This window comes from Streptomyces sp. NPDC052064 (assembly GCF_055585925.1).
The window spans coordinates 360,874-384,459 of sequence record NZ_JBVJJE010000002.1 but is presented as its reverse complement, the minus strand read 5'-3'; the positions used below and the strand labels follow the sequence as shown (position 1 = coordinate 384,459).

Sequence of the window (23,586 nt, the reverse complement as noted above, 5' to 3'; positions counted from 1 at the left end):
CACCAGAATGCGAGGGGGCCGTGATGGGAACCGCTGGGCCCGGTCGGCGGTACCGCCTGGGGAGGCTCGGCACGTCGTTGCTGCTGCTGATCCCGCTGCTCGGGGTGACGGCGGCCGCCGGGCAGGGCAGCGCCGAGCCCGGGCCACGGCTGGCCGACGCGGCGGACACCCGGGTCGCGTACGCCGGTACCCGGCACCGCAGTCTCGGCGAGGTCTCCACCACCACTTCCAGCACACCGCTGTTCGGTGCGGGTCCGGCCCACTTCGACGTCCAGCCGTCCGCCCTCGGCGACCAGCTGGCCTTCGCGAGCCGCCGCGACGAGAAGACCCCCCAGATCTACCTGCGGTCCGCCGACGGTTCCGTACGCCGCCTCACCAGCGGTATGGACGCGGCGCACCCCCGGCTGACGCCGGACGGCCGGGCCGTCGTGTTCGACTCGGCCGCGTCCGGCGGCCCGGACGGCGGGACGCAGCGCGACCTGTGGCTGGTGCGCACCGATGGCACCGGACTGACCCGGCTGACCGACACCCCCTCGGACGAGGAGTGTCCGACGGTCTCCCCGGACGGGCGGCGCCTGGCGTACTCCAGTGACAGCGACCCGTCGGCCGGACAGCAGATCTACGTACGGCCCCTGGCCGGCGGCACCACCATCCGAGTCACCGACCCCGCGAACGGCGCGGCCACCGAACCGGTGTGGAACCCGGTCGACGACGACGCGCACCGGGACCTCATCGCGTACACAGCCACCGCCTCCGGGCAGAACGGGCCCCGGCTGCGCGTGACGGACGGGACCGGCGGGAGCACCGACGGGCCGCTGCTCGGGGGCGCGTTCGCGCAATGGCGCGCCCACGGGGCGGCGTGGCTGCCCGACGGGGACGGGGTGCTGTTCCTGAGCCCTGAAATCACCTGTGAGTGCGAGGGCGACTGGGACCATGTGTTCCGGGCGCCGGCGCACTCCGCCGACACTCCCGCGCTGGTGCTCGACGAGGACCGGGAGGTCCTCTCGCCCACCTGGCTCGGCCCGCTCGACGGCGGCGGTGTCGTGGTGGAGCGCACCTCGGCGTCCGGCCCGCACGTGGTGACGCTGCAGGACGTCCGTTCGGACGGGGCCGACCCCCGCGACCTGGGGCTGACGATCCTGAAGGAGGACCCGGCGGCCGACACCGACACCGATCCCGCCAAGGACCCGCTGTTCCGGCCCGCGTCCGGCCACGACCCGTGGACCGAGCGGCAGAACTACACGCCGGACGGCCGCCGGATCGTGGTGACCCGCTTCGAGGACAACCCCGACGGCCGGCGGATCGAGCGGATCTGGATGGCGGACGCCGACGGCTCCGACGCGGCGCCCATGCCGCTCGCGGGGCGCGGCCCGAGGGACTGGGACACCGACCCGACGTTCTCCCCGGACGGCAAGTACCTCGCCTTCACCCGGACCTCGCCCGGCGGCGTCGGTGAGGCGGCGGGACCCAGCCGCATCCTCATCGCGGACGTGGCCACCGGCGCGATCACCGGCGAGGTCACCCCGCCGGCCGGTCAGCTCCGGGGTGAGGACGCCCAGCCCACCTGGTCCTCGGACGGCACCACCCTGGCCTTCACCCGCAACCAGGTGATCGACGGGGGCGGCGGCAACAAGCACATCTGGACCGTGCCCGTGAACGACCTGGGCCGGCAGCGCGACCTGAGCGCCGCGAACTGCCCGGGCAGCTGCGAGGTCATCGACGACAGTCCGGCGTTCTCCCCGGACGGGCAGAGCATCGCCTTCAACCGCAAGAACGGCGGCGGCCGGATCGACGAACGCAACGGCATCCTCCTGACGTCCCTGTCGGGCGACGACTGCCGGGTACTGCTGCCCGCCGCCGCCCGGGACCTGCCCGGCGCCTGCGGCCGGGAGCTGCCGGACACCTCGGCCACCGGCCCGCACCAGCCGCGGGACGCCGCCTGGACGGCCGACGGCACGGGCCTGGTGTTCAGCTCCCGCGCCGGGCTCGCGGTCAACAGCCCCGAGAAACTGCGGATCCTGGACATCGCGTCCGGCGACCTCACCCCCCTCACCACCGGTCTCCCGGGCCGGCAGAAGGAACCCAGCGTCCAGCAGTCCGTGGACCTAGCGGTCCAGGCGCCCGGCACCGTTCCCGGGGTCACCGTCGGCCGTTCCACCACGGTCGGCGTCGACGTGGTGAACAACGGCCCCGCCGCCTCACCCGGCACCCGGCTGACCATCGCTCCGCCGTCCGGCGTGCGGATCACGCGGCTGACCTGGCCCGGGGGTACCTGCGATGCCGCCTCCCTCCAGTGCGACGTCGGCGTGGTGCCGCCCGGCACGACCGTTCCGGTGGACGTCACCCTCACGGGGGTCACCCCCGGCGAGGCGCCGGTCGACTGGTCGGTCACCGGCACCGTCCTGGATCCGCGGCCCGGCGACAACGCCGGCCGGACGGTCGTACCGGTGCGCGAGGTTTCGCAGCCCCCGACGACACCGCCGACCACGGTGCCGCCCACTCCCGCGCCGCCGACCACGGTGCCGCCCACTCCCGCACCGCCGACCACGGTGCCTCCGGCCCCTGTGCCTCCCGCCCCCGTGCCGCCCGCCCCCGCGCCACCCACCGCCGTGCCCCCGGAGCCGGACGATCCCGAGGCCGGCCCCGGGGTGCGCGTCACGGCCCAGCCGAACCCCGGCTACGTCGGCGGGCGCGTCGTGGTGACGTACACCGTGCGCAACGGCCGCAACGCGCTGGCGACCGGGCTGCGGCTGCGCATCGGCCTGCCCACGGGCATCCCGGACAACGGTCCGCCGCCGGGCTGCGACGCCTCCTGGGTGTGCGCGCTGCCGGACCTCGACCCGGGCGAGAGCACCGTCGTACGGGTCGTCCTCAGCCCCGACAAGGCGCTGACCGGCCGCGTCACCGGCGACCTCACCACCACCGGGACGGACGCCGACCGGAGCGACAACACCGCCCGGCAGCGGCTGCGCATCCTCCAGCCGCGCATCGTCGCCGTGCCGGACATCGGCAAGCCCGGCTTCGTCACCTCCGTGCGCGGCAAGGACTTCCCGCCGGGAGTGCCGGTGCGGTTCACCTGGAAGCCGGGGATCACCGCGGCGGCGGCGCCGACCGTACCGAAGCCGGACGGCACGTTCATCGGCCAGCTGCTCATCCTCGCCAAGGACCAGACCGGGCCGCGCGTCATCATCGCCAAAGGCCCCGGGTTCTCACCGGTGAAGACCGACTTCCTGGTGGTCAGCGGCACCGTGCAGCCGCCCGACACGGTGACCCGCCGATGATCCACGAGGTCGACGAGGGGCTGCGCCGTCTGCTCGGCGAGTCCGGCCTGGAGGCATCGGGGGTCGAGGTGGTCTTCGACGCTCCCACCCGGGACTGGGCCGCGCGCCGCAGCGCGCCGACGGTCTGCGTCTTCCTGTACGACATCCGCGAGGACGCGAGCCGGCGCGGCAGCGGCGCCGGGGAGGTGTACGACGAGGACGGGCACCTCGTGGCGCGGCGCACCCCGCCACGCTGGTTCGAGCTGACGTATCTGGTCACGGCGTGGGCGAGCCGCCCGCAGGACGAACACCGGCTGCTCTCGCAGGTGCTCGCCTGCCTGGTGGCCACCGACACCCTGCCCGCGCGGCTGCTCACCGGAACGCTCGCCGAGCTCGGCCTGACCGTGGGAGTCGACACCGCCGGGGCGGGGGCCGACGCACCGGCCGCCGCCGATGTGTGGTCGGCGCTCGGCGGGGAGCTGAAGGCGTCGCTCGGGGTGCGGGTGCGGGCGCCGCTCGCCGGGGTGACCACGGCCGTCGCGCCGCCGGTCACCGATGGGCTCGTCGTGCGCTCCGCCGCCCGGCGCGAGGGAGGGGAAGCGGTGCCGGGGCGACGGCTGCGCTACACGGAGACGAGTGATCCGGGCCCGGAGGGCTTCGCCGGCCCGCGCGAACGAGGGGCGGCCCCCACCCGGCGCCGCCGGGGAGACCGCCAGCCGTGACAGACACCACCGACCCGGTCGCCGCCGACCGTCTCACCTCTCAACCGGGCGCCGATGCCGCCGGCCGGCCCGGCATCCAGCCTGACGGTGGGTCCGGTGCCGGTGCCGCCGCTCGGCCTGACGCCGTATCGGCTGCTCGGTCCGGAGCCGATACCGCGGACCGGCCTGACGCTTGGCCCGGCGCTGATGCTGCCGCTGGGCCCGGCGCTCGGCTCGACGCTCCCCGCGAGGCGGATGCCGCCGACCGACCGGCCCCGTCGCCTGACGCCCGACGGGCCGCTCCACCCGAAGCCGATGCCGCCGGCCGACCCGGCACGCTGCCTGACGGTGGGTCCGGCGCCGGTGCTGCCGCTGGGCCCGGCGCCGAAGCCGGATCGGCCGGCGTGGAGCACCTGTGGACGCGGCTTCGGGCGGTCGAGGAGCGGGTGCGGCACGCGGTGGCGGTGCGTCGCGCCGCCGACCCCGACCCCGACGACCCGTACCGGGGCCAGTACCTCACCCCCGAGGCGGCGGCCCGCATCCTGGACGAGCCGGGCGGCCTCGACGTACCCGCCCACGAACCCTGGCATCCGCCGGCCGGTTCCGTCCTCGACGGACTCGCCGGACGGTTCGGCCTGTCCTCGCTGGACTTGGACCTGCTGCTGGTCGCGGTGGCACCCGACCTCGACGCGCGGTTCGAACGGCTCTACGGCTACCTCAACGACGACCTGACGCGCCGCCGGCCCACGGTCGGGCTCGCCCTGGAGCTGTGCGGGCTGGCCGGGGCGGCATCCGCCCGATTCCGGCTCGTCCCCGGAGCGCCGCTGGTCGCGGGTGGTCTGGTGGAGGTCACCGAGCCGGAACGGCCGCCGCTGTCCCGGGAGTTGGTGGTTCCCGACCGGGTCACCGGGCACCTGCTCGGCAGCACGCGGCCCGACGCCCGGCTCGCCGGGGTGCTCGACGAGGCCCGTGAGGACCCGACCGCCGAGGCCGCGGAGGTCCGACGGACGGCGGCCGCGGCCGGGACCGGCGTCGGCCTCGTCCACCTGCGCGGCCGGGGCGGCGACGCCGAGGGCCTCGCCACCGCGGCCCTGCGCGCGGCCGGGCTGCGCCCGCTCGCCCTGGACGCGGTCGCGCTCGCCCGGCGTTCCGGCGACGTACCGGAGCTCGCCCGGACAGCCGCGCTCGAAGCCCGCCTGACTGGTGCCGGGATCGTCCTGGGCCCCTTGGAAGCGCTGCCCGCGGAACCCGCCGAACGGGCCCGAACACTGAGGACGTTGTGCGCGGCGCTGCGGGGGATCCCGCTGCTGACGCACGGTGCCGTCGGATGGGATCCGGCCTGGGCGGCCGACAGTCCCGTCGTCCTGACCGTTCCGTCGCCTTCTCCCGAGCGGCAGGCCGCGCGCTGGCGGCACGCCCTCGACCGGGCCTCCGCTGCCGCCGGTGACGGCTCCGTGACCGGCGACGCCGAGGCGCTCGCCCGGGCGGTCGCCGCACACCGCCTGGACTCCGGGCAGTTGCGCCGTGCCGCCGACGTGGCGGTGCGCACGGCCGCCCTCGCGGGCCGCCCGGTCCGCCCCGACGACCTGCGGACGGCCGTGCGTGCCCAGAACGGCGCCGGACTCGACCGGCTGGCCCGCCGGGTGGAGCCGCAGGTCGGCTGGGACGACCTGGTGCTCCCGCCGACCACCCACCGGCGGCTGCGCGAACTCGCGCTGCGTGCCCGCCATCGCGAGCAGGTGCTAGGGCAGTGGGGCATGCGGCCCGGCGGCGGCCGGGGCCGCGGCGTGATCGCGCTGTTCGCGGGTGAGTCGGGCACCGGCAAGACCATGTCCGCCGAGGTCGTCGCGGCGGACCTGGGCATGGACCTGTACGTGGTGGACCTGTCCACGGTCGTCGACAAGTACGTCGGGGAGACCGAGAAGAACCTCGAGCGGATCTTCACCGAGGCGTCGGCGGTCAACGCCGTGCTGCTCTTCGACGAGGCCGACGCGATCTTCGGCAAGCGCTCGGAGGTGAAGGACGCGCACGACCGGCACGCCAACATCGAGTCGGCGTACCTGCTCCAGCGCATGGAGTCGTTCGACGGGATCGCGGTCCTGACCACCAACCTGCGGGCCAACCTGGACGAGGCGTTCACGCGCCGCCTGGACGTGGTGGCGGACTTCCCCGTGCCCGACTCCGGTCAGCGCCTCGCCCTGTGGGAGCGCTGCCTGGGCGACCGGCTGCCCCGGGCCGGCGACCTGGACCTCGGCTTCTGCGCGGACCGCTTCGAACTGGCCGGCGGCTCGATCCGGGCCTGCGCGGTGACCGCGGCCTACCTCGCGGCGGAGTCCGGGGAGCCGCTCACCATGCGTCAGGTGGTGACGGCGGTCGCGCAGGAGTACCGCAAGCTCGGACGGCTGGTCCTGGAGAGCGAGTTCGGGCCGTACCTGGCGGAGGCCACCGGCGCCTGAGGTGCGGGCCGAGCGGCCCGCACCCGGTCAGTCGGAGTCGATCGACATCGGGTCGTAGTCCGAGTCGGAGCTGCTGCCCTGCGAGCCGAACTGGATGCTGGCGAACGGCTGTCCCGGCGACTGCGGCTGGGAGCCGTCGGACATGTCCACGTCGGACTCGCTGCTGGAACTGGTGTCGCTGTCGGACGCGGGAGCCGGGACGTCGTGCAGCGTGTACGTCACGGCGGGACCGGTGCCGCTCTTGGTCACCCAGCCCGTGGCGATGTACGAGGCGATCAGCTTGTCCCGGCGCTCCTTGGTGATGTCCGAGCGGGTCATTCCCTGCGCATGGGTGTCGGCGGTGCTGGTACCGGCGGCGGGGGGCTTGCCCTGGGCACTCAGGTCCTCGTAGTCCTGGTACGCGAGGAAGGTGGCCTTGTCGCCGGCCAGCGCCTTCAGGGCGAACGCGTCCATCTCCGTCTCGTTCAGCGTCGTCCGGCCCCCCAGCCCGTCCTTCACCGCGGTGTAGAACTCCGCCAGGTCCACCGGGTCCCGGCCCGCCCTGATCAGGTCGTTGATGTCCGGTTCGTTCTCCCAGCTCTTGCTGAGGGTGCCGTTGAGGTAGATGTCAATCTTGGTCGGAACCATCACCCGGCGGTAGTTGCCTTCCGACCCGTCGTAGCTGACCTCGAAACGGAGGTTTCCCCCACCCGCCTTCACCATGTCCTGCTCCATCCGGCGCCACACGCCGGTGCCCTGGTTCAGCGACCACTGGGGGACGATGTTCTCGGTGACATCGCTGCCGCCCACCTCCAGACCCATGACGTGGCCGCGGTCGTAACCCGCGCCGCCGAACAGGTCCTTCCACACCAGGGCCTCGGAGACCCTGTGCTTCTTGGACTTTCCCTGGTAGGCCGCGTGGAACGTCTTGACCGCGATGGGGTTCGGTGCCTGAGCCCGGCCGGCCGTGCCCGTCGGGGTGATGGGACCGGTCACCCTCCTGGGACGCTTGATCTTCAGCTTCTCCGCCGACGGGGCGTTGGGCTTGCTGGGGTGGTAGGTCGCCACCTCCGCGTCCTCCAGCACGGTGGTGCTGGCCCGCTGCACCGTGTCCGCCCGCGCCGCCCCCGCCGTCACGTCCGGCTCCGACCCCGGCAGGCGCTGCACGTCCGGCGCCGGCCCGGACATGACCTTGTGCGCGTTGGCCTCCGCGGCCCGCTCGAAGCGGTCACCCGGATCCGACATCGCGAACCCGTGCCCGGTGTCCGTGCCCGACACCGGACCGTTGCGCTGCTGGACGACATGGGTGAGCTCGTGGGCGAGGGTGTGCTTGTCGCCGCCGCCGTCGCCGAGTACGACATGGCTGCCGGAGGTGTAGGCGCGCGCCCCGATGGCGCGGGCCGAGCGGGCGGCGGAGGCCCCGGTGTGCAGCCGCACGCCGGAGAAGTCGGTCCCGAACCGGGCCTCCATCTCCTGGCGCACCGGCGCGGCGAGCGGTTTGCCGGCCGAGCGCAGAACCTCGTGCACCCCGGTGTCCGGCTGCTGCTCGGGGGCGGGCGTGGTGCGTGCGCGGCGGGCGATCATGGCGGTCGTCACGGCGTTGCCGGCGGCGCGCTGCACCGCGCGGAGCGCGTCGGCGGTGAGCGGGGGCGGCACGGCGGCGCCCCTGGCCGTCTCCCGCCGGGCGGCGGCCGGGCCGGGCGCCGGCTGCCGGTTCTCGGTCCGCTCGGTGCGCGGCCTGGACGTCTGCACCCGCTGCCTCCTTGTCGGCGCACGCCTGCTGCCGCCCCAGTGGACCGCCCGGACGCACTCGGCGTCCAGAGTCGTGCGGGCAGTGCGGGGGCAATCCCGGGTGGCGCTCGGGCGGTTCACGCGGGACTCCGGAAGGCAGCGGTCCTGCCCCCGCCCAGGTCCGCGGGTCTCTGTCCCCCGTCGGAACCGCCGCGCAGACTCGGCCTGGACACAGGTGACTGACCCGCAGGACGCGAAGGAGCGAGCATGCCGACGTACCTCACCCCGGGCGTGTACGTGGAGGAGGTGCAGTCCGGTGCCCGACCGATCGAAGGGGTCGGCACCGCCGTCGCCGCGTTCGTCGGGTTCGCCGAGACCGGCCCGTTCCACGCGCCGACGCTGGTCACCGGCTGGGACCAGTACACCCGGCAGTTCGGCGGCTTCACGGAGGGCACGTACCTGGCCCACGCGGTCTACGGGTACTTCGCCAACGGCGGCGGCGCCGCGTACGTGGTGCGGATCGGCGGCTCCGCCGAGGACGCCTCCGCCCCGGCGGCCGGCGGTGACCGGCGGCGGGGGACCAAGGCGGCGGAACCGGTGCAGCTGGGCGGCTTCCTGGTAGCGGCCCGGTCGGGCGCCTCCGGCGTGTCGGTGGAGATCGCCGACGCCGGCGGCGAGAACCCGCCGGAGGACCGCTTCAAGGTCCTGGTCCGCAAGGGCGACCAAGTGGCTGAGACGTACGAGGCGTCCACCCGCAAGAACGTCAAGGGTTACCTGGTCAACCAGGCCCGCGCCTCCAAGCTGATCGAGGTCACCGAGCAGCAGGACGCCACCCAGAGCCGGCCCGCCAACCAGACCGTGACGCTGGCCGATGCCCCGGCCGCCCCCGCCACGCCCGGCTCCGGCGAGGTGTCCCGTCTCGACCCGGCCGAGTACGTCGGCGACGCCGGTGCCCGCACCGGGTTCGGCGGCCTGGAGACCATCGACGAGATCACCATGGTCGCGGTGCCGGACCTGATGAGCGCCTACCAGCGCGGCGACATCGACGCCGAGGGCGTGCGCACCGTGCAGCTCGCCGTGATCTCGCACTGCGAGCAGATGGGCGACCGGGTTGCCGTCCTGGACACCCCGCCCGGGCTGACCGCCCAGCAGGTGCGCACCTGGCGCAACGACGAGGCGGGTTACGACTCCCGGTACGCCGCCCTCTACTACCCGTGGGTGCGGGTCTTCGACCCGGCCGCCGGACACAACACCACCGTCCCGCCGAGCGGTCACATCGCCGGTGTGTGGGCGCGCAGCGACGCCGAGCGCGGTGTCCACAAGGCACCCGCCAACGAGGTGATCCGCGGCGCGGTGGACCTGGAGCTCCGGCTCAGCAAGGGCGAGCAGGACCTGCTGAACCCGATCGGCGTGAACTGCGTACGGGCCTTCCCCGGCCGGGGCATCCGGGTGTGGGGTGCCCGCACCCTCTCCTCCGACCCGGCCTGGCGCTACCTGAACGTGCGCCGCCTGTTCAACTACCTGGAGGAGTCGATCCTCCTGGGCACCCAGTGGGTGGTCTTCGAGCCGAACGACGACCGGCTCTGGTCGAGCATCCGGCGCAACGTCACGGCGTTCCTCACCGAGGAGTGGCGCCGGGGCGCGCTGTTCGGCCGCACCGCCGAGGAGGCGTTCTACGTGAAGTGCGACCGCGACAACAACCCGCAGGAGTCCATCGACCAGGGCCGCGTCGTCTGCGAGATCGGCGTCTCGCCGGTCAAGCCCGCGGAGTTCGTGGTGTTCCGGCTGGCCCAGTTCTCCGACAGCACCAGCCTCATCGACGAGTGACCCGCGGGTCAGGCAAGGATAGGTGACAGACAGTCATGGCAACGGGCGATGCTCTTTCCACCCACGTCTTCGGCGTGCAGCTCGGTGGCTACCTGGTCGAGTCGATCCAGGAGATCAGCGGGCTGACCGTCGAAGAGGATGTCGTCGAGATCAAGCAGGTCAGCGCGGAGGGCAAGCAGATCATCCGCAAGCAGCCCGGCGGCCGGCAGGCGGGCGAGATCACGATCACCCGGGGACTCGACCAGAGCAGCGAGTTCACCAACTGGATCAAGGAGACCCTGAACAACGGCGCCGTGAACACCGCGCGGCAGAACCTCACCATCGAGATCAAGGACTCCGAGGGCACCACGGTCCGCCGTATCCAGCTGATGCAGGGCTGGGCCTCCAAGTGGGAGGGGCCGGCCCTGAAGGCGGGCGAGTCGTCCGCGGCCACCGAGTCCGTCACGATCGTGTTCGAGGAGATCATCGTCGAATGAGGCGCCGTACGGTGACGGCGGGCAACCTGGAGGAGATCCTCCAGGTGACGGCGCCCGCCCAGGCGACCGAGCAGGCGGCGGCACAGCCGGCCGCCGTCCCGCCGCCACGGGAGGACCACGGGCTGCGCACCGAGTTCGAGTTCGAACTGCCGCGCGGATACGTCGACGAGGCGGGCACGGTGCACCGCCACGGGGCGATGCGCCTGGCCACCGCTCGTGACGAGCTGCGGCCCCAGATCGACCTGCGGGTCAAGGAGAACCCGGCGTACCTGAGCGTGGTGCTGCTGAGCCAGGTGATCACCCGGATCGGCACCATCACCGATGTGCACGTCGGGGTCGTGGAACGGATGTACGCCACAGACGTCGCCTTCCTCCAGGACTTCTACCGCCGCGTCAACAGCGAGGGCCACACCCGCGCGGCGGTGACCTGCCCGCACTGCGAGGGCGGCTTCGAGGTCGACCTCTCGGGTGGGCGCCTGGGGGAATCGTGACGTACGCCCTTCCCCGGCTCCGGGAGGAGATCGCGTACATCGCCTATCACTTCCACTGGCCACGCGAGGAGATCCTCGACCTGACCCACGGCGAACGCCGACAGTGGGTGGCCGAGATCGCCCGCATCAACACCCGCGTGAACGAAGGCGGTTGAGCACATGGCATGGCGGGACAGGCTGCGCCGCCGGGCCGCCGGACAGTTCGCCGCGGACTCTGCGCGGCGTACGGAGGACTCCGGTTCGGGTTCTGCCGCGCCCGGCGCCCCGGGACCCGCCGTGCCCGGGGACTGGGACGGCGGTTGGCGTCGCACCGCGGCGCCGGAACTCACCGTCTCCCGTGCCCCGCTCGGCGTCAGCGACGGCCTCGCCTTCCGGGCGGGCCTCGCCGCCTGGCAGAACCCGTCGTTCGACAGCGGCCTCGGCCACGCCCTGCTGCCCACGGCCCCGACCGGCCTGGTGCGCGGCGTCACTCGCCCGGCCGCACCGCAGCCCACCCACACCGGCGGAGGGCCGCTGCTGCTCCGGGCGCTTCGGCCGGAGGGGGCGGACGGGGCGCGGGACGGTACACCGGACGCCGGGACGTCGAACGGTGCGGCCGGGCCGTCGGATGCCCCGCCACCGCAGGTCTCGCGCCGGACGCGTCCGGGGGTACGGCCATCCGGCCCCGCGCGGGCCGCTTCGGTTGCGTCCGGCACGGTCTCGTCCGGCTCGGTCCCGTCCGGCTCGGGGTCCCCCGCCGCACGGCCTTCCCGCAGCGGCTCCGGCGGTGGGGGGTCGGCGAACAGGGCCTCCGGGTCAGAGCCCGCGGTGGCCCGTCCCGGCGACAACAGCGCTGCGGAGCAGGGCCGTTCGGGCGGGGTTCCTCGGGCTCGGGGCATCGCGTCCGCGGATTCCCCCGCCGTGCTCTCCCCTTCGTCACCCTCCGTCCAACGGGCCGTGGAGCCGGGCTCCGGGCCGGTCGTGGCCCCCGACGACACCGGCCGCGAGCCGGCCGCTCCGGGGATTCCGCTGGTACGGCGTGTGTCGGTGGTCCCGGGCGCAGCCGCCGACGGGGCCGTGGTCCGGCCTGCTTCCGGTGAGAACGCCCCGCGGGCACGATCCGGCGGTCCCGAGCCCCACTCCGGGGGCGCATCCCGGCCGAGGGCCGGCTCCGAGGGCCGTACGCCTTCCGGCCCGCCCGTCCAACGCGCCGCTGAGGGGACGACGGGGACACGGTCCGCCCAGAGACGTGACCTGCCGGAGGCATCCCGTGCCTCCGGCGCCGACGTGTCCCGTCCGGCCGTCCGGCTCCGCCGGGTGGGGCCGACCCTGACCGTCGCCCGGCGCCCGGCCGGACCCGTGCGCCGCGTCCCCGCACTGCGCCCCGCCACCACTCCGGCTCCCGGCAACGGCACGGTCCCTGACGCACCCGGCGCCCCCGCACCGGCCGGGACGATTGCGCGCTCGGCCGCCCCCGCACAGGGCGCGGCCACCCGCGCGCCCCTCGGTGCCCCGCTAAGTGAACTGCCCTCTACGGCAGCCCCGTTGACGGATACCGTCCCCGTGCCGGGTGCCGCCGCCGCGTCCGGTCCGGCGCTTCCCGTCCTCCAGCGCCGCGCGGAAGGCACGGCCGGCACCCCGGGCCCGTACGACGACAGGGCGAAGGGAACGGCTCACGGCACCTCGGACGGCCCCGCCGCACCGGCCGACACCCCGCACCGGCCCCCCGCCCGCACCGGGGCACGCGCGCGCGGCGGCCTGGGCGCACCGCTGTCCGCGCTGCCGCCGAGCGCCGACCTGCCGGGCTCCACGGCGTCCGGCCCGGATGTCCAGCGCGCCGCGGTACGACAGGACCGGGGACCCGGAGTCGCTCCGGTGCCGCCCACGACGGATCGCGAACGGACGACCACCGAGTCCGTGTCCCCCGCGACGGGAGGAAGCGGGGCGGACGCGCCGCTGCTGGGGGCTGGTGACGTGCAGCGCCGTCTCGCAGCCGAGCCTTCCGGCGGGAGCACCACGGAGCCCGGCCCCGCGCATCATGGAAGCGGGCCCGCCACGCCGCTGGTGACGCCGTCCACGGTCACCGCGTCCCAGGGCCAGGCACCGGCAGGCGCCGCAGGAGACGCGCGACGACCCGGCACGGCGTCCGGCGGGCCGGGCTCCGGCGGGCAGCGGCCCCTGAGTGGCCGTGACGAAGTCAGCTCCGGTCCGGCAGCGCCCCAAAGGGGCGCGGGACTGCGTACCTATGCGGCTCCGCCACGGGGCGCGACCAGCCACGACGGCGCCGCAGAGGCCCGACGACCCGTGGCGGCACCAGCAGCGGAGCGCTCAGGCACGGCCGCCGCGGGCCCGGTCGTCGTCGTCCGGGCCGTGACCGAAGCCACGTCAGGCGCCTCGGACGCCCGGACCCCCGGCGCGGCCGGCCCGCACCCTCTCACTGTGACCCACTCCGCAGTGCGCTCCGCCCCAGCGGCGCCCCGCACCCTCTCGCTGCTCGCAGCGCGCCCGCTCACCCTGAACACCCGGGCCCCGGAAGGGGTGGCACCGCCCGCCGGGCCCCGCTCCGGCGACCGTCCCGTGGTGGCGGCGCGCTGGCCCGGCACACCGGCTGCCGCCCGGACCGCCCCGGCACAGCCGGCCGCCTCCCACTCCGGCGCACCGGCCGCCCTCCAGGGCAGCTCCGTGCCGCCCGCCGTGGCGCCCGTGCGGCCGACGCCGGGCAGGTCCGCGGCCGCCCCGGCGACGCCGCGGATCCAGCGGGCCGCGACCGTCCGCCCCGGGCCGATGGACTCGGGCGAGGGAAGCACCGGCTCCGTGAACTCCGTTCAACGCGTCCCGGTCGTCCGGCCCGCGCCGCCCCACCGGGAGACACCCGGGCCCGGGGCGCTCGCCCAGGCCGCCGCCGCACCGGCGAGTTCCCTGCCGGTGACCGCCCCGCAGGGGCCGCCGCTCACGGACCGCCCGCCGGCCGCGTCGGCACCCCCACCGGCACCGGTGGGGCCTGTCCCTGTTGTCCGGCGGGCCACCCCGGTCCAGCGCGACGTCTCCCGCGCCGGTGGCGCCGTACCCAAGGGCGCACCGGCCAAGGCGGTACCGACGCGCGGCCGACCGCGGCCGGCCTCCGCGTCCGCCACGTCGTCCGTCTCCGGCAAGAGCCCCTCCCAGCGCGCGGCGCCACCGCAGGATCCCGGCCTCGACCTGGACGACCTGGCGCGGCGTCTGCTCGACCCGGTGGCCCGGCTGCTGCGCGCCGAACTGCGGCGCGGCCGGGAACGCACGGGCCGCCCCCACGACGGACGCCGCTGAGGCCACGGAACGGATGGGGCCACGGAACGGATGAGGCCACGGAACGGATGAGGCCATGGAACGCATGAGGCCACGGAACGGATGACGGACGAATGACGGACAGCATCTTCGCGACGAGCGTGTTCTTCCGGCTCGCGATCGGCGGCAACGACCTGGGCGCCTTCCACACCTGCTCCGGCATGGGCGCCGAGGTCGAGATGGAGAGCTACGCCGAGGGCGGCAACAACGGCTTCACCTGGCAGCTGCCCGGGCGCGTGAGCTGGTCGAACATCACGCTGACCCGGCCGGTCACCGCGGACACGGCGAAGATCGGCCGCTGGCTCGACGAGACGCTGAAGCGGGTGGAGCCCAAGGACGGCGAGATCGTGGCGCTGAAACCGGACCTGACCCGGATCATCGGCTGGCAGGTGTTCGGGATCGTCCCGGTGCGCTGGCAGGGGCCGTCCTTCGACCCCTCCAGCTCGGAGCCGGCGGTGGAGACCCTGGAGATCGCCCACGAGGGCCTGCGCCCGTCCTGACACAGCCTCGGCTCTCCACCCTCGCTTTCCACCCACGTATCCGCCCCCGAAAGGAAGTCCCGGCATGTCCCCAGCGGTCCGCTCCAGCCGGGCCAGGGCCCAGCTGACCCTGAAGGAGCCCCCCGCTTCGGTCGGCGCGAAGCCCGGCGGGACGATCGCCCGGCTCGACCTGCAGTTCAACCCCTCCACCCTTCAGCTGAGCAAGTCCACCGAGTGGCGGCGCTCGCCGTCCCGGATGGCGGGGCAGTCGGCGCTGCCCGAGTTCGTCGGCAGCGGCCCGCGCGAGCTGAGCCTCGAGGTGTTCCTGGACGCCACCGCCACCCACGACAACTCCGTGGAGCAGGCGGTGGAGAAGCTGATGAAGGCGTGCGTGCCGACCCCGGCCAGCCTGGGCCGCAAGAAGCCGGCCAGTCCCTGGGTGCGGTTCGAGTGGGGCACCGCGCGGACGACCTCGTTCGACGGGGTGCTCTCCAGCCTGTCGGTGACGTACACGCTGTTCGACGTGGACGGCAAGCCACTGCGGGCCACCTGCGCGCTGTCGATCGAGGAGGCGAGCGTCGACCCGCCGGGCCAGAACCCGACGTCCGGGGCACGCACCGCGCGCAGCACGCACACCGTGGTGGCGGGCGACAGCCTGGCCCTGCTGGCCTGGCGGGAGTACGGCGACGCGACGGCCTGGCGGGTCATCGCGGAGGCGAACGGAATCGACGACCCGATGGCGCTCGTGCCCGGCACCGAACTGGTGGTGCCGGGGCTGCGGGACGCGGGCGGTGAGGAGGAACGGTGACCACACCCGAGGCACGGGGCGGCCGGTCGTTCGCGGCGGACCCGGTCATCGAGACGCCGGCCGAACTTCCGCCGGTCTGGGCCGCCCAGCTGGTGAGCTGCGTGGTGGACGAGAACGTGGGCCTGCCGGACGCGGCACAGCTGACCTTCCGCGACCCCGACCACGAGTTCCTCAGGGCGGCCGGCATCACCATCGGCACCCCGCTTCGGGTGTCGGTGGTGACCGTGTCCGGGCAGGCCCGCGAGCGGCTGTTCGACGGTGAGGTGACGGCCCTTGAGGTGGACCGGGACCGCACGGGCTCGTTCACCGTGGTGCGCGCCTACTCCAAGGCGCACCGCCTCCAGCGGGGCCGGAAGGTCGTGGCGTACCGGAACATGACGGCGGCGGCGATCGTCCGCAAGGTCGCCGCCGGGGCCGGGCTGGCCTGCGGGACCGTGGAGGCCGCGCCGGTCACCTACCAGCAGCTCTCGCAGCCGAACGTGTCCGACTGGGACTTCCTGCAGTACCTGGCGGCCGAGAGCGGCGCCCAGGTGCGCGTCGACGACAAGGGGCTGCTCCAGTTCACCCGGCCGCGGAAGGCGTCCGGGGCGCCCGCGCCGTCGACCCCGGCCACCCGGAACCCGATGGTGCTGGAGTACGGGCGGAACCTGCTGGCGCTGCGGGCCTCGCTGTCGGCCGCGGACGGCGCGTCCCAGGTGGAGGTGCGCGGCTGGGACGTCACCACGAAGCGGCCGCTGGTGGCCCGGCAGCCGTCGGTGACCAGTGACACGGTGGTACCGGGCCTGAGCCCGGCGTTCGCCGCCCGGTTCGGCAAGTCGGCCAAGTTGACGGTCACCGACACCCCGTACCGCACCCAGGCCGAGACGACGGCGGTCGCCGACGCCCTGGCCGCTGAAGTCAGCGCGGGTTTCGGGGAGCTGGAAGCGGTCGCCGAGGGAAACCCCCGGCTGCGGGCGGGCAAGCCGGTGGCGCTCGGCAACGTCGGGCAGGCGTTCTCGGGCAAGTACACGGCGACGGCGGTGCAGCACGTCCTGGAGCCGCACGGCGGGTACCGGACGACGGTGTGGGTCAGCGCCAGCCCGGACCGCTCCCTGACGGGTCTGGTGACGGGCGCCAACGCGCCGAGCCGTGGACCGCGCATGCCGGGGCTGGCGATCGGCGTGGTGACGGACGTGCGCGAGCCGGGCGGCGCCGAGAGCGGCGCGGTGAAGCTGAAGTTCCCCTGGCTGGACGACACGTACACCACCGACTGGGTGCGTACCGTGCAGTGGGGTGGCAAGGGCGGCGGAGGCGTGGTGAGCCCCGAGGTCAACGACGAGGTCCTGGTGGGCTTCGAACAGGGCCTGCTGGACAGCCCGTACGTCATCGGAGGGCTCTACAACGGCGTCGACAAGCCGTCCCCCCACGACGTCCCGCTGATCGACCAGACGACCGGGAAGGTCAACCGCCGCTCCATCGTGTCGCGTTCGGGGCACCGGGTGGAGCTGCTCGACGCGAGGGCTCCGGGGCGCTCCGGGGTGCGGCTGACGACCGGTGACGAGCGCCTCGAAGTGTTCCTGGACGACCGGCGGGACCGGATCGAGCTGACGGTGTACGCCAGGGGCCGGCAACCCCTCACCTCCGTCCTGCTCGACAAGCAGGGCATCACCCTGGACGCGGGACGGGGCGACGTGAGCGTGTCGGGCCGCAACGTGGACATCCAGGGCAGGGTCGGGGTGAAGATCGGCGGCCGTTCGGTGAGCGTCACCGGCAGCTCGGACGTCACCGTCGACGGCGGTCTGCTGGGCGTCCTCAAGGCCAAGCTCATCCGGATCAACTGACCCCTGTCCCCTAACTGCCGTAAGGAGCGCCGCATGCCGGCCGCAGCCCGTACCGGTGACCCCACCAACCACGGTGGCCGGATCGCCACCCCGCCGCCCGCCGCCGCCCGGGCAGTGGCGACCGTGCTGATCGGCGGCCGCCCCGCCGCCGTCGTGGGCAGCCTGCACGTCTGCCCGATGCCACCGCACGCGGCCACGGGGCCGGCCAACGTGATCCTGCCCAACCCGGCCGCGGCCGCCGCGGGCACGGTCCTCATCGGCGGGTTGCCGGCCGCGCGGGCACGCGACCAGACCGCGTGCGGCGCGATGGTCCTGACCGGCGCCCCGAACGTCCTGATCGGGGGCGTGTGATGAGCGAACGGTTCATCGGGCGCGGCTGGGCCTTCCCGCTGCGGGTCGGGCCCACCGGCGGCATCGCCATGGTCGAGAAGGACCGGGAGATCGAGGAGGCGATCCGCCTCGTGCTCGGCACCGCGCCCGGCGAACGCCCCATGCGCCCCGAGTTCGGCTGCGGCATCCACGACTACGTCTTCGCCCCCGGCGACGGCGCCACCGCGGGACGCATCGCGCAGCAGGTGCGCGAGGCCCTCGAGCGGTGGGAGCCGCGCATCGCGGTGGACGACGTGGTGGTCGCCTTCGACTCCATCGAGGACGGCACGCTCTACATCGACGTGCACTACACCGTGCGTTCCACCAACGACCGGCGCAACCTGGTCTTCCCCTTCTACACGATCCCCTCCGAGGAGGGGGCCGAGGAAATGGTCGCCGACTGATGGCCCTGCCCTCCCCGAACCTGGACGACCGGCGGTTCCAGCAACTCGTCGACGAGGCGAAACGGTACGTGCAGCAGCGCGCCCCGGAGTGGACCGACCACAACGTCTCCGACCCGGGTGTCACCCTGATCGAGACGTTCGCCTACCTCGTCGACCAGTTGCTGTACCGGCTGAACCGGGTCCCGGACAAGAACTACACCGCGTTCCTCGACCTGTTGGGCATCCGCCTGTTCCCGCCGGCCGCGGCCGTGGCCGAGGTCGACTTCTGGCTGTCGGCGCCGCAGCCCGACACGGTGGTGCTGCCCGCGGGCACCGAGGTGACCACCGCGCGCGGTGAGACCGACGAGGCCGTGGTGTTCACGACCACCGACGAACTGCGCATCGTGCCCAGCGAGTTGACGCGCCTGGTGTCCGCGTACCGGACCGGTGACCAGACCGACCGGACCGGGACGCTCGCCGAAGGCCGCGACATACCCTGCTTCCAGGCGGCACCGGAGCCGGGTGACGCGCTGCTGTTCGGCCTGCCGACGGCGGTGCCGCGCTGCGTCGTCGCGGTGCGCCTGGACAGCCGCGTGGAGGGCGTCGGCGTGGACCCGCGCCAGCCCCCGCTCGTGTGGGAGGCGTGGGACGGCGGCGGCTGGCGGATGTGCGAGACCGGCACGGACACCACCGGCGGGCTGAACCGGCCGGGCGAGGTCATCGTGTACGTACCGGCCGGGCACACGGCGTCGGTGATCGGCGGGACCCGGGCCGGCTGGCTGCGCTGCCGCGTCACCGAGGCGGAGCCGGGCCAGCCGTTCTACTCGGAGTCCCCGACGGTACGCGAGGCGGCGGTGTTCACCGTGGGCGGCACCATGTCCGTCGAGCACGCCGAGACCGTGACCGACGTACCGCTCGGCACCTCGGAGGGGGTCGCGGGACAGACGTTCCGGCTCGGCCGCCCGCCCGTCCTCCTCGATGGCGAGCCCCCCGTGGTGGAGGTGTCCTCGGCCGAGGGATGGCAGCGCTGGGAGGTGGTGGAGCACTTCGGCCGCTCCGGGCCGGCCGACCGGCACGTCCGCGTGGACGCCACCACCGGCGAGTTCGGTTTCCCCCCGGCGCTGCGCGAGCCGGACGGCACGATGCGGCAGTGCGGCGCCGTGCCGCCCAAGGGCGCCCAGGTGCGGGTGGCCCGCTACCGCACCGGTGGCGGCCCGGCCGGCAACGTCGCCCGCGGCGCGATCTCCGTGCTGCGCAGCTCCGTTCCGTACGTCGCCCGGGTCACCAACCGGGAGGCGGCGCGCGGAGGTGTCGCCGGAGAGACCGTCGAGAACGCCAAGTTGCGGGCGCCGGACGCACTGCGGATGCAGGAGCGCGCGGTGACCGCCGAGGACTACGAGATCATCAGCCGCCAGGCGGCGCCCTCGGTGCGCCGGGTCCGGTGTCTGCCCGCCGCGGACGGTGCGGGCGCGGTGCGGGTCCTGGTGGTGCCGGACGCGGTGTCCGACGAGGGCGACGACCGGCTCCGCTTCGAGCAGCTGATCCCCTCCGACCAGGTGCTGGAAGCGATCACCAACAGCCTCGACGAGCGGCGCCTGATCGGCACCCGCCTCGTGGTGGAGCCGCCGGTCTACCAGGGCGTCACCGTGGTGGCACGGCTCGCGGCGGCGCCGGGCGACACCGACCGGGTACGGGACGCCGCGCTCGCCGCGCTGTTCCGGCACCTCAACCCGCTGGTCGGCGGCCCGGACGGCACGGGCTGGCCCTTTGGGCGACCGGTCCAGTACGGCGACGTCTTCGGCGTACTCCAACGCGCCACCGGCAGCGCGCTCGTGGAGGAGATCCGCCTCTTCCCCGCCGACCCGATCACCGGTCGGCGCGGCGCGCCGACGGACCGCGTCGACGTGGCCGCGGGCGCGCTGGTCTTCTCCTACCAGCACCAGGTCGTCGTCACGGCTGCCGAGCCGGGGGTAGGAGGATGAGCCGCGCCGCCGTACCCGGCCTGCCGAGCAGGTACCCGATCGGCGGGCAACTGCCGGCCCTGTACACCGACGACGACTTCGCGCAGCGGTTCACCGCCGGTCTCGACACCGTCCTCGCCCCGGTGTTCGCGACCCTCGACAACCTGCCCGCCTACCTCGACCCACGGGTGACGCCGCCCGACTTCCTGGCCTGGCTGGCGTCGTGGGTGGGCGCCGCCGACGACCCGCAGTGGCCCGAGGAGCAGCGCCGCGAGGCGGTCGTCCGCGCGGTGGAACTGCACCGGTGGCGCGGCACCAGGCGGGGCCTGGTCGAGGGCCTGCGGCTCGCGCTCGGCGTGCACGCCGAGGTGACCGGGGACGGCGGCGCGGCGTGGTCGAGCACCGCCGGTGCCGACCTGCCGCCGGAGCCCTCCGGCGAGCCCCTGGTCCGGGTGTGGCCGGGCCGCGCGGCACGGGTGGACCCGGACCGGGTCCGCGAGATCGTCCGGGCCATGTGCCCGGTGCACACCATCTGCCGGGTGGAGGTCCTGCCCGGCCCACCCGCCGACGAAGGGAGGTGACGCCATGCGCGCGTGTCCCTCGTGCGGGGCGTCCAACGGCTCCACGGACGACTTCTGTGGCAACTGCGGTGCGTACCTGGGCTGGTCGGACACCGGGCCGTCCCGGAGCACGCCCGCGCAGCCCCCGGAAGCACCGGACCCCACCCCACCGGACTCCACCCCGCCGGACCTCCCCCCGCCCGACGCCACCCCGGCGTCCGCACCACCCCCGGCGGACGAGCCCGAGTCCGCCGCGCCTGGCCGCACCTCGTCGTCGCGCAGCCGGCTGACGGGCCGTAACCGCAGCGAGGCGAGGGCGGCGAGCGCGACGAACGCCGCCGGCTCACGCCCCGGCGACGACGAGGGCGCCGGGGCCGCTGCCGGCCCGGACGCGCGTACGAACCCTCCGTCCCGGGCCGACGATGCCGGTACCGAGCCCGCTGCTTCTGCGCAGCGCTCCACCACCAGCGACGACGAGGCCTCCCGCACCGACGGGACGCCCCGCGGCGGCGAGGGCACCCGCACCGCTGACGCTCCCCCCACTGCGACCCCCGTGTCCGCGTCGTCCCCCAGGCCTCCCGGGTCCGGACCCGCCGCGTCCGGACCCGTCGCGTCCGGATCCGGGGCACAGCCACCGCGACCGCCGGCCACACCACCCGCCCACACCCCGGCCACCCGCGACATCACAGGTCCTCGAACCCCCGCCGCCCCCACCCCCGAGGCGTCGGCTCCCGACCCGATACAGCCCGTACGCCCCGCGAAGCCGGTCGCCCCACGCCCCGTCGTTCGACCCGTGGCGGAGCCGGACGAAGGGGCGGGGACGCCCTGCCCCGCCTGTGGCACACCCAACCCGCCGGGCCGCCGGTTCTGCCGGCGCTGCGCGACCGAGCTGAACTCCACCACGAAGCCCGCCCCGCTGCCGTGGTGGCGGACCGTGTGGCCGCTGCGCCGTCGGGTGCGGGCGGGCTCGGGCCGAGCGGTCCGGCTCCTGGTGATCCTGGCCGTGGTGGTGGCTCTGTGCGCGGGCGGTCTCCTGCTGCTGCCGGCCGGACGCGCCCTGGTCGAGGACACCCGGGACAAGCTGGGCAAGCCGAAACCCGTGACCCCGGTGAACATCGAGGCGAGCGCCGAGGTTCCCCGGCACCCGGCGACGAACACCACGGACGGGCTGAACAACCGCTACTGGGGTGCGCCCGCGTCGGGTGCTTCGGTGACCTACACCTTCCGCAAGCCGTTCCGGCTGGTCGACCTGATCATCACCAACGGCGCGTCCGTGTCTCCGGAGGACTACGCCCGCCAGGCCCGCGCGCTCCAGCTGGACCTGGAGGTGACGACGCAGGACGGCAAGCAGCAGCACAAGGAGATCACCCTCAGTGACAAACCGGGCCCGCAGACGATTCCCACCGGGATCAGCGACGCGAAGACGGTACGCCTGGTCCTGCGCTCGCCCGTCGGCCTGGCTCCGGGCCGGCACCTCGCCCTGGCGGAGGTGGAGTTCTTCCAGCGAAGCTGACCCGGCGGCACGTGCCGGGTGCGAAGGGTTCTACGACGACTGATCCGTCGGCTGCCCCGTGGTCCGGCGGGCCTGGCTCCGGCGGTCGTACGCTCCCTGTGCCGCCTCCCGCAGCCGCAGATAGAAGAGGTTGTCCGGGCTGGTCTGCCACATGTGCAGATAGATCAGCATCTGGTTGAGCACGGTGTCGTACTCGACCAGGGTGCCGGACGCGTCTCCGGCCGCCCTGCCCCAGCCGATCAGGCGCTCCTTCTGCGCGGCGGTGATCTTGCCCGCCTTCTCGTAGGACTCCGCGTACCGCTCCAGCTTGTGCGGCTGAGCGCCATAGCCCAGCTTTTCCTCCAGCATCGCTTGCTGGAATTCGTCGAACTCGGGGTTTCCGGCCAAGGCCGCCTTCAGATCACTGAGCGCCCGCTTGCGCTCCGTCGCCAGCGCCGCGACCTCCTCATCGGTCGCCCCGGACTGCACCAGCTCCATCACCGGGCTGCTGCCGAACGCCTGATGGGCCGCGACATGGGTCAGCTCGTGGGCGATGTGCCCCAGCAGGAAGGAGGTGCCACCCCTGGTCTGGGTGTCGACGTTGAACGTGTACGCAGGGCCGCCGCCGTCGGTGGCCGGGTCGAGCTTCATGCCCGGCATGCCGCCCCGCGGGTACTGCATCACCGTCACGAGGGGCACCACGGCCATCAGTTCCCCGATGATGACGCGTGTCTCCTCAGGCAGTACCCGGTCCTCGCGGAGCGCCCCCAGCTTCTGGACGAACTCGCCCATCATCGCGTGGAACCGATCCGCGGGGATGGCCTGGGCCGCCTTCTGGGCCTCACCGGCCGGACCCCGGATGTCGAGGTCCGGGTTCGTCCCCTCGCTCATCATGCGGTCGAGTTCGGTCAGCAGGTCCCGGAAAACCGCCTCGGGGTCCAGCTGCCCCTGTGCCGCTTGGGCCTGCTGGCCGAGTTGCTCGGTGCCCCTGACGCGCGAACCGCCCTCGGCCTTGTGGGTGGCGTAGTCGCTGCACGCCCTGACGATGTCCTTGAGGGCGAGCAGCCGGGCGCCCTGTCTGGCGTCCGGCAGGGCGTAGAACGCCCTGAGCGCCTTGTCCACCCTGGTGATCTCGGAACGGCCACGCAGTCCGGACGCCGCCGTGCTCTGCTTGAACTCGCCCTCGGTCATCATCCGGGACACCGTGATCATCTGCGCCACGGCCGTATTGCCCGCGGTGCTTTGCAGTGCCGCGAGCGTGCGAGGGCCACGGCTGTTCCGTACAGAGGACGCGGGCGGCGCGCTGTGTGCCTGCCCGGGGATCTCATGGCTACGCATGGAGCCACGTTAGGCGGGCGGGGCCGCCGGCCCCAGGGACGGAAGGGCACGGTGGGGGCAGCACACCTTGCCCGTCACCGCGCGGCCCGGCACAAACCCTGGGCCCGACCCGCTTCACCATGCGCACCCACTCCGGCAAGTCTTTACCGAAG

18 protein-coding genes are annotated in these 23,586 nt (G+C 74.2%); 16 read left to right on the top strand and 2 right to left on the bottom strand.

Going from position 1 to position 23,586, the window contains the following annotated elements:
• Positions 1 to 23: 23 nt before the first annotated feature.
• The 3 genes from ACZ6TU_RS06360 (at position 24) to ACZ6TU_RS06350 (ending at position 6,417) form a co-directional block, all read left to right on the top strand.
• Positions 24 to 3,281 carry a hypothetical protein gene (locus ACZ6TU_RS06360; RefSeq protein WP_469547074.1) on the top strand — a complete coding sequence of 1,086 codons (3,258 nt, stop codon included), beginning with the start codon at positions 24 to 26 and terminating at the stop codon, positions 3,279 to 3,281.
• Positions 3,278 to 3,982 carry a Pvc16 family protein gene (locus ACZ6TU_RS06355; RefSeq protein WP_469547072.1) on the top strand — a complete coding sequence of 235 codons (705 nt, stop codon included), beginning with the start codon at positions 3,278 to 3,280 and terminating at the stop codon, positions 3,980 to 3,982. Before ACZ6TU_RS06360 ends, ACZ6TU_RS06355 begins: the two co-directional genes overlap by 4 nt.
• 383 nt (positions 3,983 to 4,365) lie before the next feature.
• A complete protein-coding gene (locus ACZ6TU_RS06350) occupies positions 4,366 to 6,417 on the top strand; it encodes an AAA family ATPase (protein ID WP_469547070.1) in 2,052 nt (683 codons plus the stop codon).
• 27 nt (positions 6,418 to 6,444) lie between these two features.
• Here ACZ6TU_RS06350 and ACZ6TU_RS06345 read toward each other — a convergent pair whose 3' ends face one another.
• The gene (locus ACZ6TU_RS06345) at positions 6,445 to 8,148 is read right to left on the bottom strand and encodes an eCIS core domain-containing protein (RefSeq protein ID WP_467674608.1); all 1,704 of its coding nucleotides are present in this window, start codon (positions 8,146 to 8,148) and stop codon (positions 6,445 to 6,447) included.
• 246 nt (positions 8,149 to 8,394) lie between these two features.
• Here ACZ6TU_RS06345 and ACZ6TU_RS06340 point away from each other — a divergent pair, with 246 nt between their 5' ends.
• The 13 genes from ACZ6TU_RS06340 to ACZ6TU_RS06280 all read left to right on the top strand — a co-directional run bounded on the left by ACZ6TU_RS06340 (position 8,395) and on the right by ACZ6TU_RS06280 (position 22,117).
• A complete protein-coding gene (locus tag ACZ6TU_RS06340; RefSeq protein ID WP_467674610.1) occupies positions 8,395 to 9,954 on the top strand; it encodes a phage tail sheath family protein in 1,560 nt (519 codons plus the stop codon).
• A 35-nt stretch (positions 9,955 to 9,989) separates the two neighbouring features.
• Entirely contained in the window at positions 9,990 to 10,430 is a 441-nt protein-coding gene (locus tag ACZ6TU_RS06335; RefSeq protein WP_086853787.1) for a phage tail protein, read from the top strand.
• Positions 10,427 to 10,921, top strand: a complete 495-nt coding sequence (locus ACZ6TU_RS06330; protein WP_469547067.1) for a hypothetical protein — start codon at positions 10,427 to 10,429, stop codon at positions 10,919 to 10,921. Before ACZ6TU_RS06335 ends, ACZ6TU_RS06330 begins: the two co-directional genes overlap by 4 nt.
• On the top strand, positions 10,918 to 11,076 hold the full coding sequence (locus ACZ6TU_RS06325) for a DUF6760 family protein (RefSeq protein WP_166681600.1): 159 nt from the start codon (positions 10,918 to 10,920) through the stop codon (positions 11,074 to 11,076). Before ACZ6TU_RS06330 ends, ACZ6TU_RS06325 begins: the two co-directional genes overlap by 4 nt.
• A 4-nt stretch (positions 11,077 to 11,080) precedes the next feature.
• Positions 11,081 to 14,206, top strand: coding sequence for a hypothetical protein (locus ACZ6TU_RS06320; RefSeq protein WP_469547064.1), 3,126 nt, complete (start codon positions 11,081 to 11,083; stop codon positions 14,204 to 14,206).
• Positions 14,207 to 14,298: 92 nt separating this feature from the next.
• Positions 14,299 to 14,724, top strand: a complete 426-nt coding sequence (locus tag ACZ6TU_RS06315) for a phage tail protein (protein ID WP_467674617.1) — start codon at positions 14,299 to 14,301, stop codon at positions 14,722 to 14,724.
• A gap of 64 nt (positions 14,725 to 14,788) precedes the next feature.
• Positions 14,789 to 15,511 (top strand): CIS tube protein, encoded by a 723-nt coding sequence (locus ACZ6TU_RS06310; protein WP_467674618.1) that lies wholly within the window; start codon positions 14,789 to 14,791, stop codon positions 15,509 to 15,511.
• Positions 15,508 to 17,331, top strand: coding sequence for a VgrG-related protein (locus tag ACZ6TU_RS06305; RefSeq protein WP_467674620.1), 1,824 nt, complete (start codon positions 15,508 to 15,510; stop codon positions 17,329 to 17,331). Before ACZ6TU_RS06310 ends, ACZ6TU_RS06305 begins: the two co-directional genes overlap by 4 nt.
• Positions 17,332 to 17,364: 33 nt before the next feature.
• Entirely contained in the window at positions 17,365 to 17,682 is a 318-nt protein-coding gene (locus tag ACZ6TU_RS06300; RefSeq protein WP_467674621.1) for a PAAR domain-containing protein, read from the top strand.
• Entirely contained in the window at positions 17,682 to 18,104 is a 423-nt protein-coding gene (locus ACZ6TU_RS06295; protein ID WP_467674623.1) for a GPW/gp25 family protein, read from the top strand. Before ACZ6TU_RS06300 ends, ACZ6TU_RS06295 begins: the two co-directional genes overlap by 1 nt.
• Positions 18,104 to 20,065, top strand: coding sequence for a putative baseplate assembly protein (locus tag ACZ6TU_RS06290; RefSeq protein ID WP_467674624.1), 1,962 nt, complete (start codon positions 18,104 to 18,106; stop codon positions 20,063 to 20,065). The genes ACZ6TU_RS06295 and ACZ6TU_RS06290 overlap by 1 nt, the downstream gene beginning before the upstream one ends.
• Entirely contained in the window at positions 20,062 to 20,625 is a 564-nt protein-coding gene (locus ACZ6TU_RS06285; RefSeq protein ID WP_469547057.1) for a phage tail protein, read from the top strand. The genes ACZ6TU_RS06290 and ACZ6TU_RS06285 overlap by 4 nt, the downstream gene beginning before the upstream one ends.
• A gap of 4 nt (positions 20,626 to 20,629) precedes the next feature.
• On the top strand, positions 20,630 to 22,117 hold the full coding sequence (locus ACZ6TU_RS06280; protein ID WP_469547056.1) for a zinc ribbon domain-containing protein: 1,488 nt from the start codon (positions 20,630 to 20,632) through the stop codon (positions 22,115 to 22,117).
• Between the two features lie 30 nt (positions 22,118 to 22,147).
• On the opposite strand, the gene ACZ6TU_RS06275 is transcribed toward ACZ6TU_RS06280, so the two are convergent.
• Positions 22,148 to 23,308, bottom strand: a complete 1,161-nt coding sequence (locus ACZ6TU_RS06275) for a hypothetical protein (RefSeq protein ID WP_469547371.1) — start codon at positions 23,306 to 23,308, stop codon at positions 22,148 to 22,150.
• Positions 23,309 to 23,586 lie beyond the last annotated feature (278 nt).

Coding starts and splice junctions, on each gene's coding strand:
- ACZ6TU_RS06360 (WP_469547074.1), top strand. CDS start 24: ATGGGAACCGCTGGGCCCGGTCGGCGGTACCGCCTGGGGAGGCTCGGC.
- ACZ6TU_RS06355 (WP_469547072.1), top strand. CDS start 3,278: ATGATCCACGAGGTCGACGAGGGGCTGCGCCGTCTGCTCGGCGAGTCC.
- ACZ6TU_RS06340 (WP_467674610.1), top strand. CDS start 8,395: ATGCCGACGTACCTCACCCCGGGCGTGTACGTGGAGGAGGTGCAGTCC.
- ACZ6TU_RS06335 (WP_086853787.1), top strand. CDS start 9,990: ATGGCAACGGGCGATGCTCTTTCCACCCACGTCTTCGGCGTGCAGCTC.
- ACZ6TU_RS06330 (WP_469547067.1), top strand. CDS start 10,427: ATGAGGCGCCGTACGGTGACGGCGGGCAACCTGGAGGAGATCCTCCAG.
- ACZ6TU_RS06320 (WP_469547064.1), top strand. CDS start 11,081: ATGGCATGGCGGGACAGGCTGCGCCGCCGGGCCGCCGGACAGTTCGCC.
- ACZ6TU_RS06315 (WP_467674617.1), top strand. CDS start 14,299: ATGACGGACAGCATCTTCGCGACGAGCGTGTTCTTCCGGCTCGCGATC.
- ACZ6TU_RS06310 (WP_467674618.1), top strand. CDS start 14,789: ATGTCCCCAGCGGTCCGCTCCAGCCGGGCCAGGGCCCAGCTGACCCTG.
- ACZ6TU_RS06300 (WP_467674621.1), top strand. CDS start 17,365: ATGCCGGCCGCAGCCCGTACCGGTGACCCCACCAACCACGGTGGCCGG.
- ACZ6TU_RS06295 (WP_467674623.1), top strand. CDS start 17,682: ATGAGCGAACGGTTCATCGGGCGCGGCTGGGCCTTCCCGCTGCGGGTC.
- ACZ6TU_RS06290 (WP_467674624.1), top strand. CDS start 18,104: ATGGCCCTGCCCTCCCCGAACCTGGACGACCGGCGGTTCCAGCAACTC.
- ACZ6TU_RS06285 (WP_469547057.1), top strand. CDS start 20,062: ATGAGCCGCGCCGCCGTACCCGGCCTGCCGAGCAGGTACCCGATCGGC.
- ACZ6TU_RS06280 (WP_469547056.1), top strand. CDS start 20,630: ATGCGCGCGTGTCCCTCGTGCGGGGCGTCCAACGGCTCCACGGACGAC.
- ACZ6TU_RS06275 (WP_469547371.1), bottom strand. CDS start 23,308: ATGATCACGGTGTCCCGGATGATGACCGAGGGCGAGTTCAAGCAGAGC.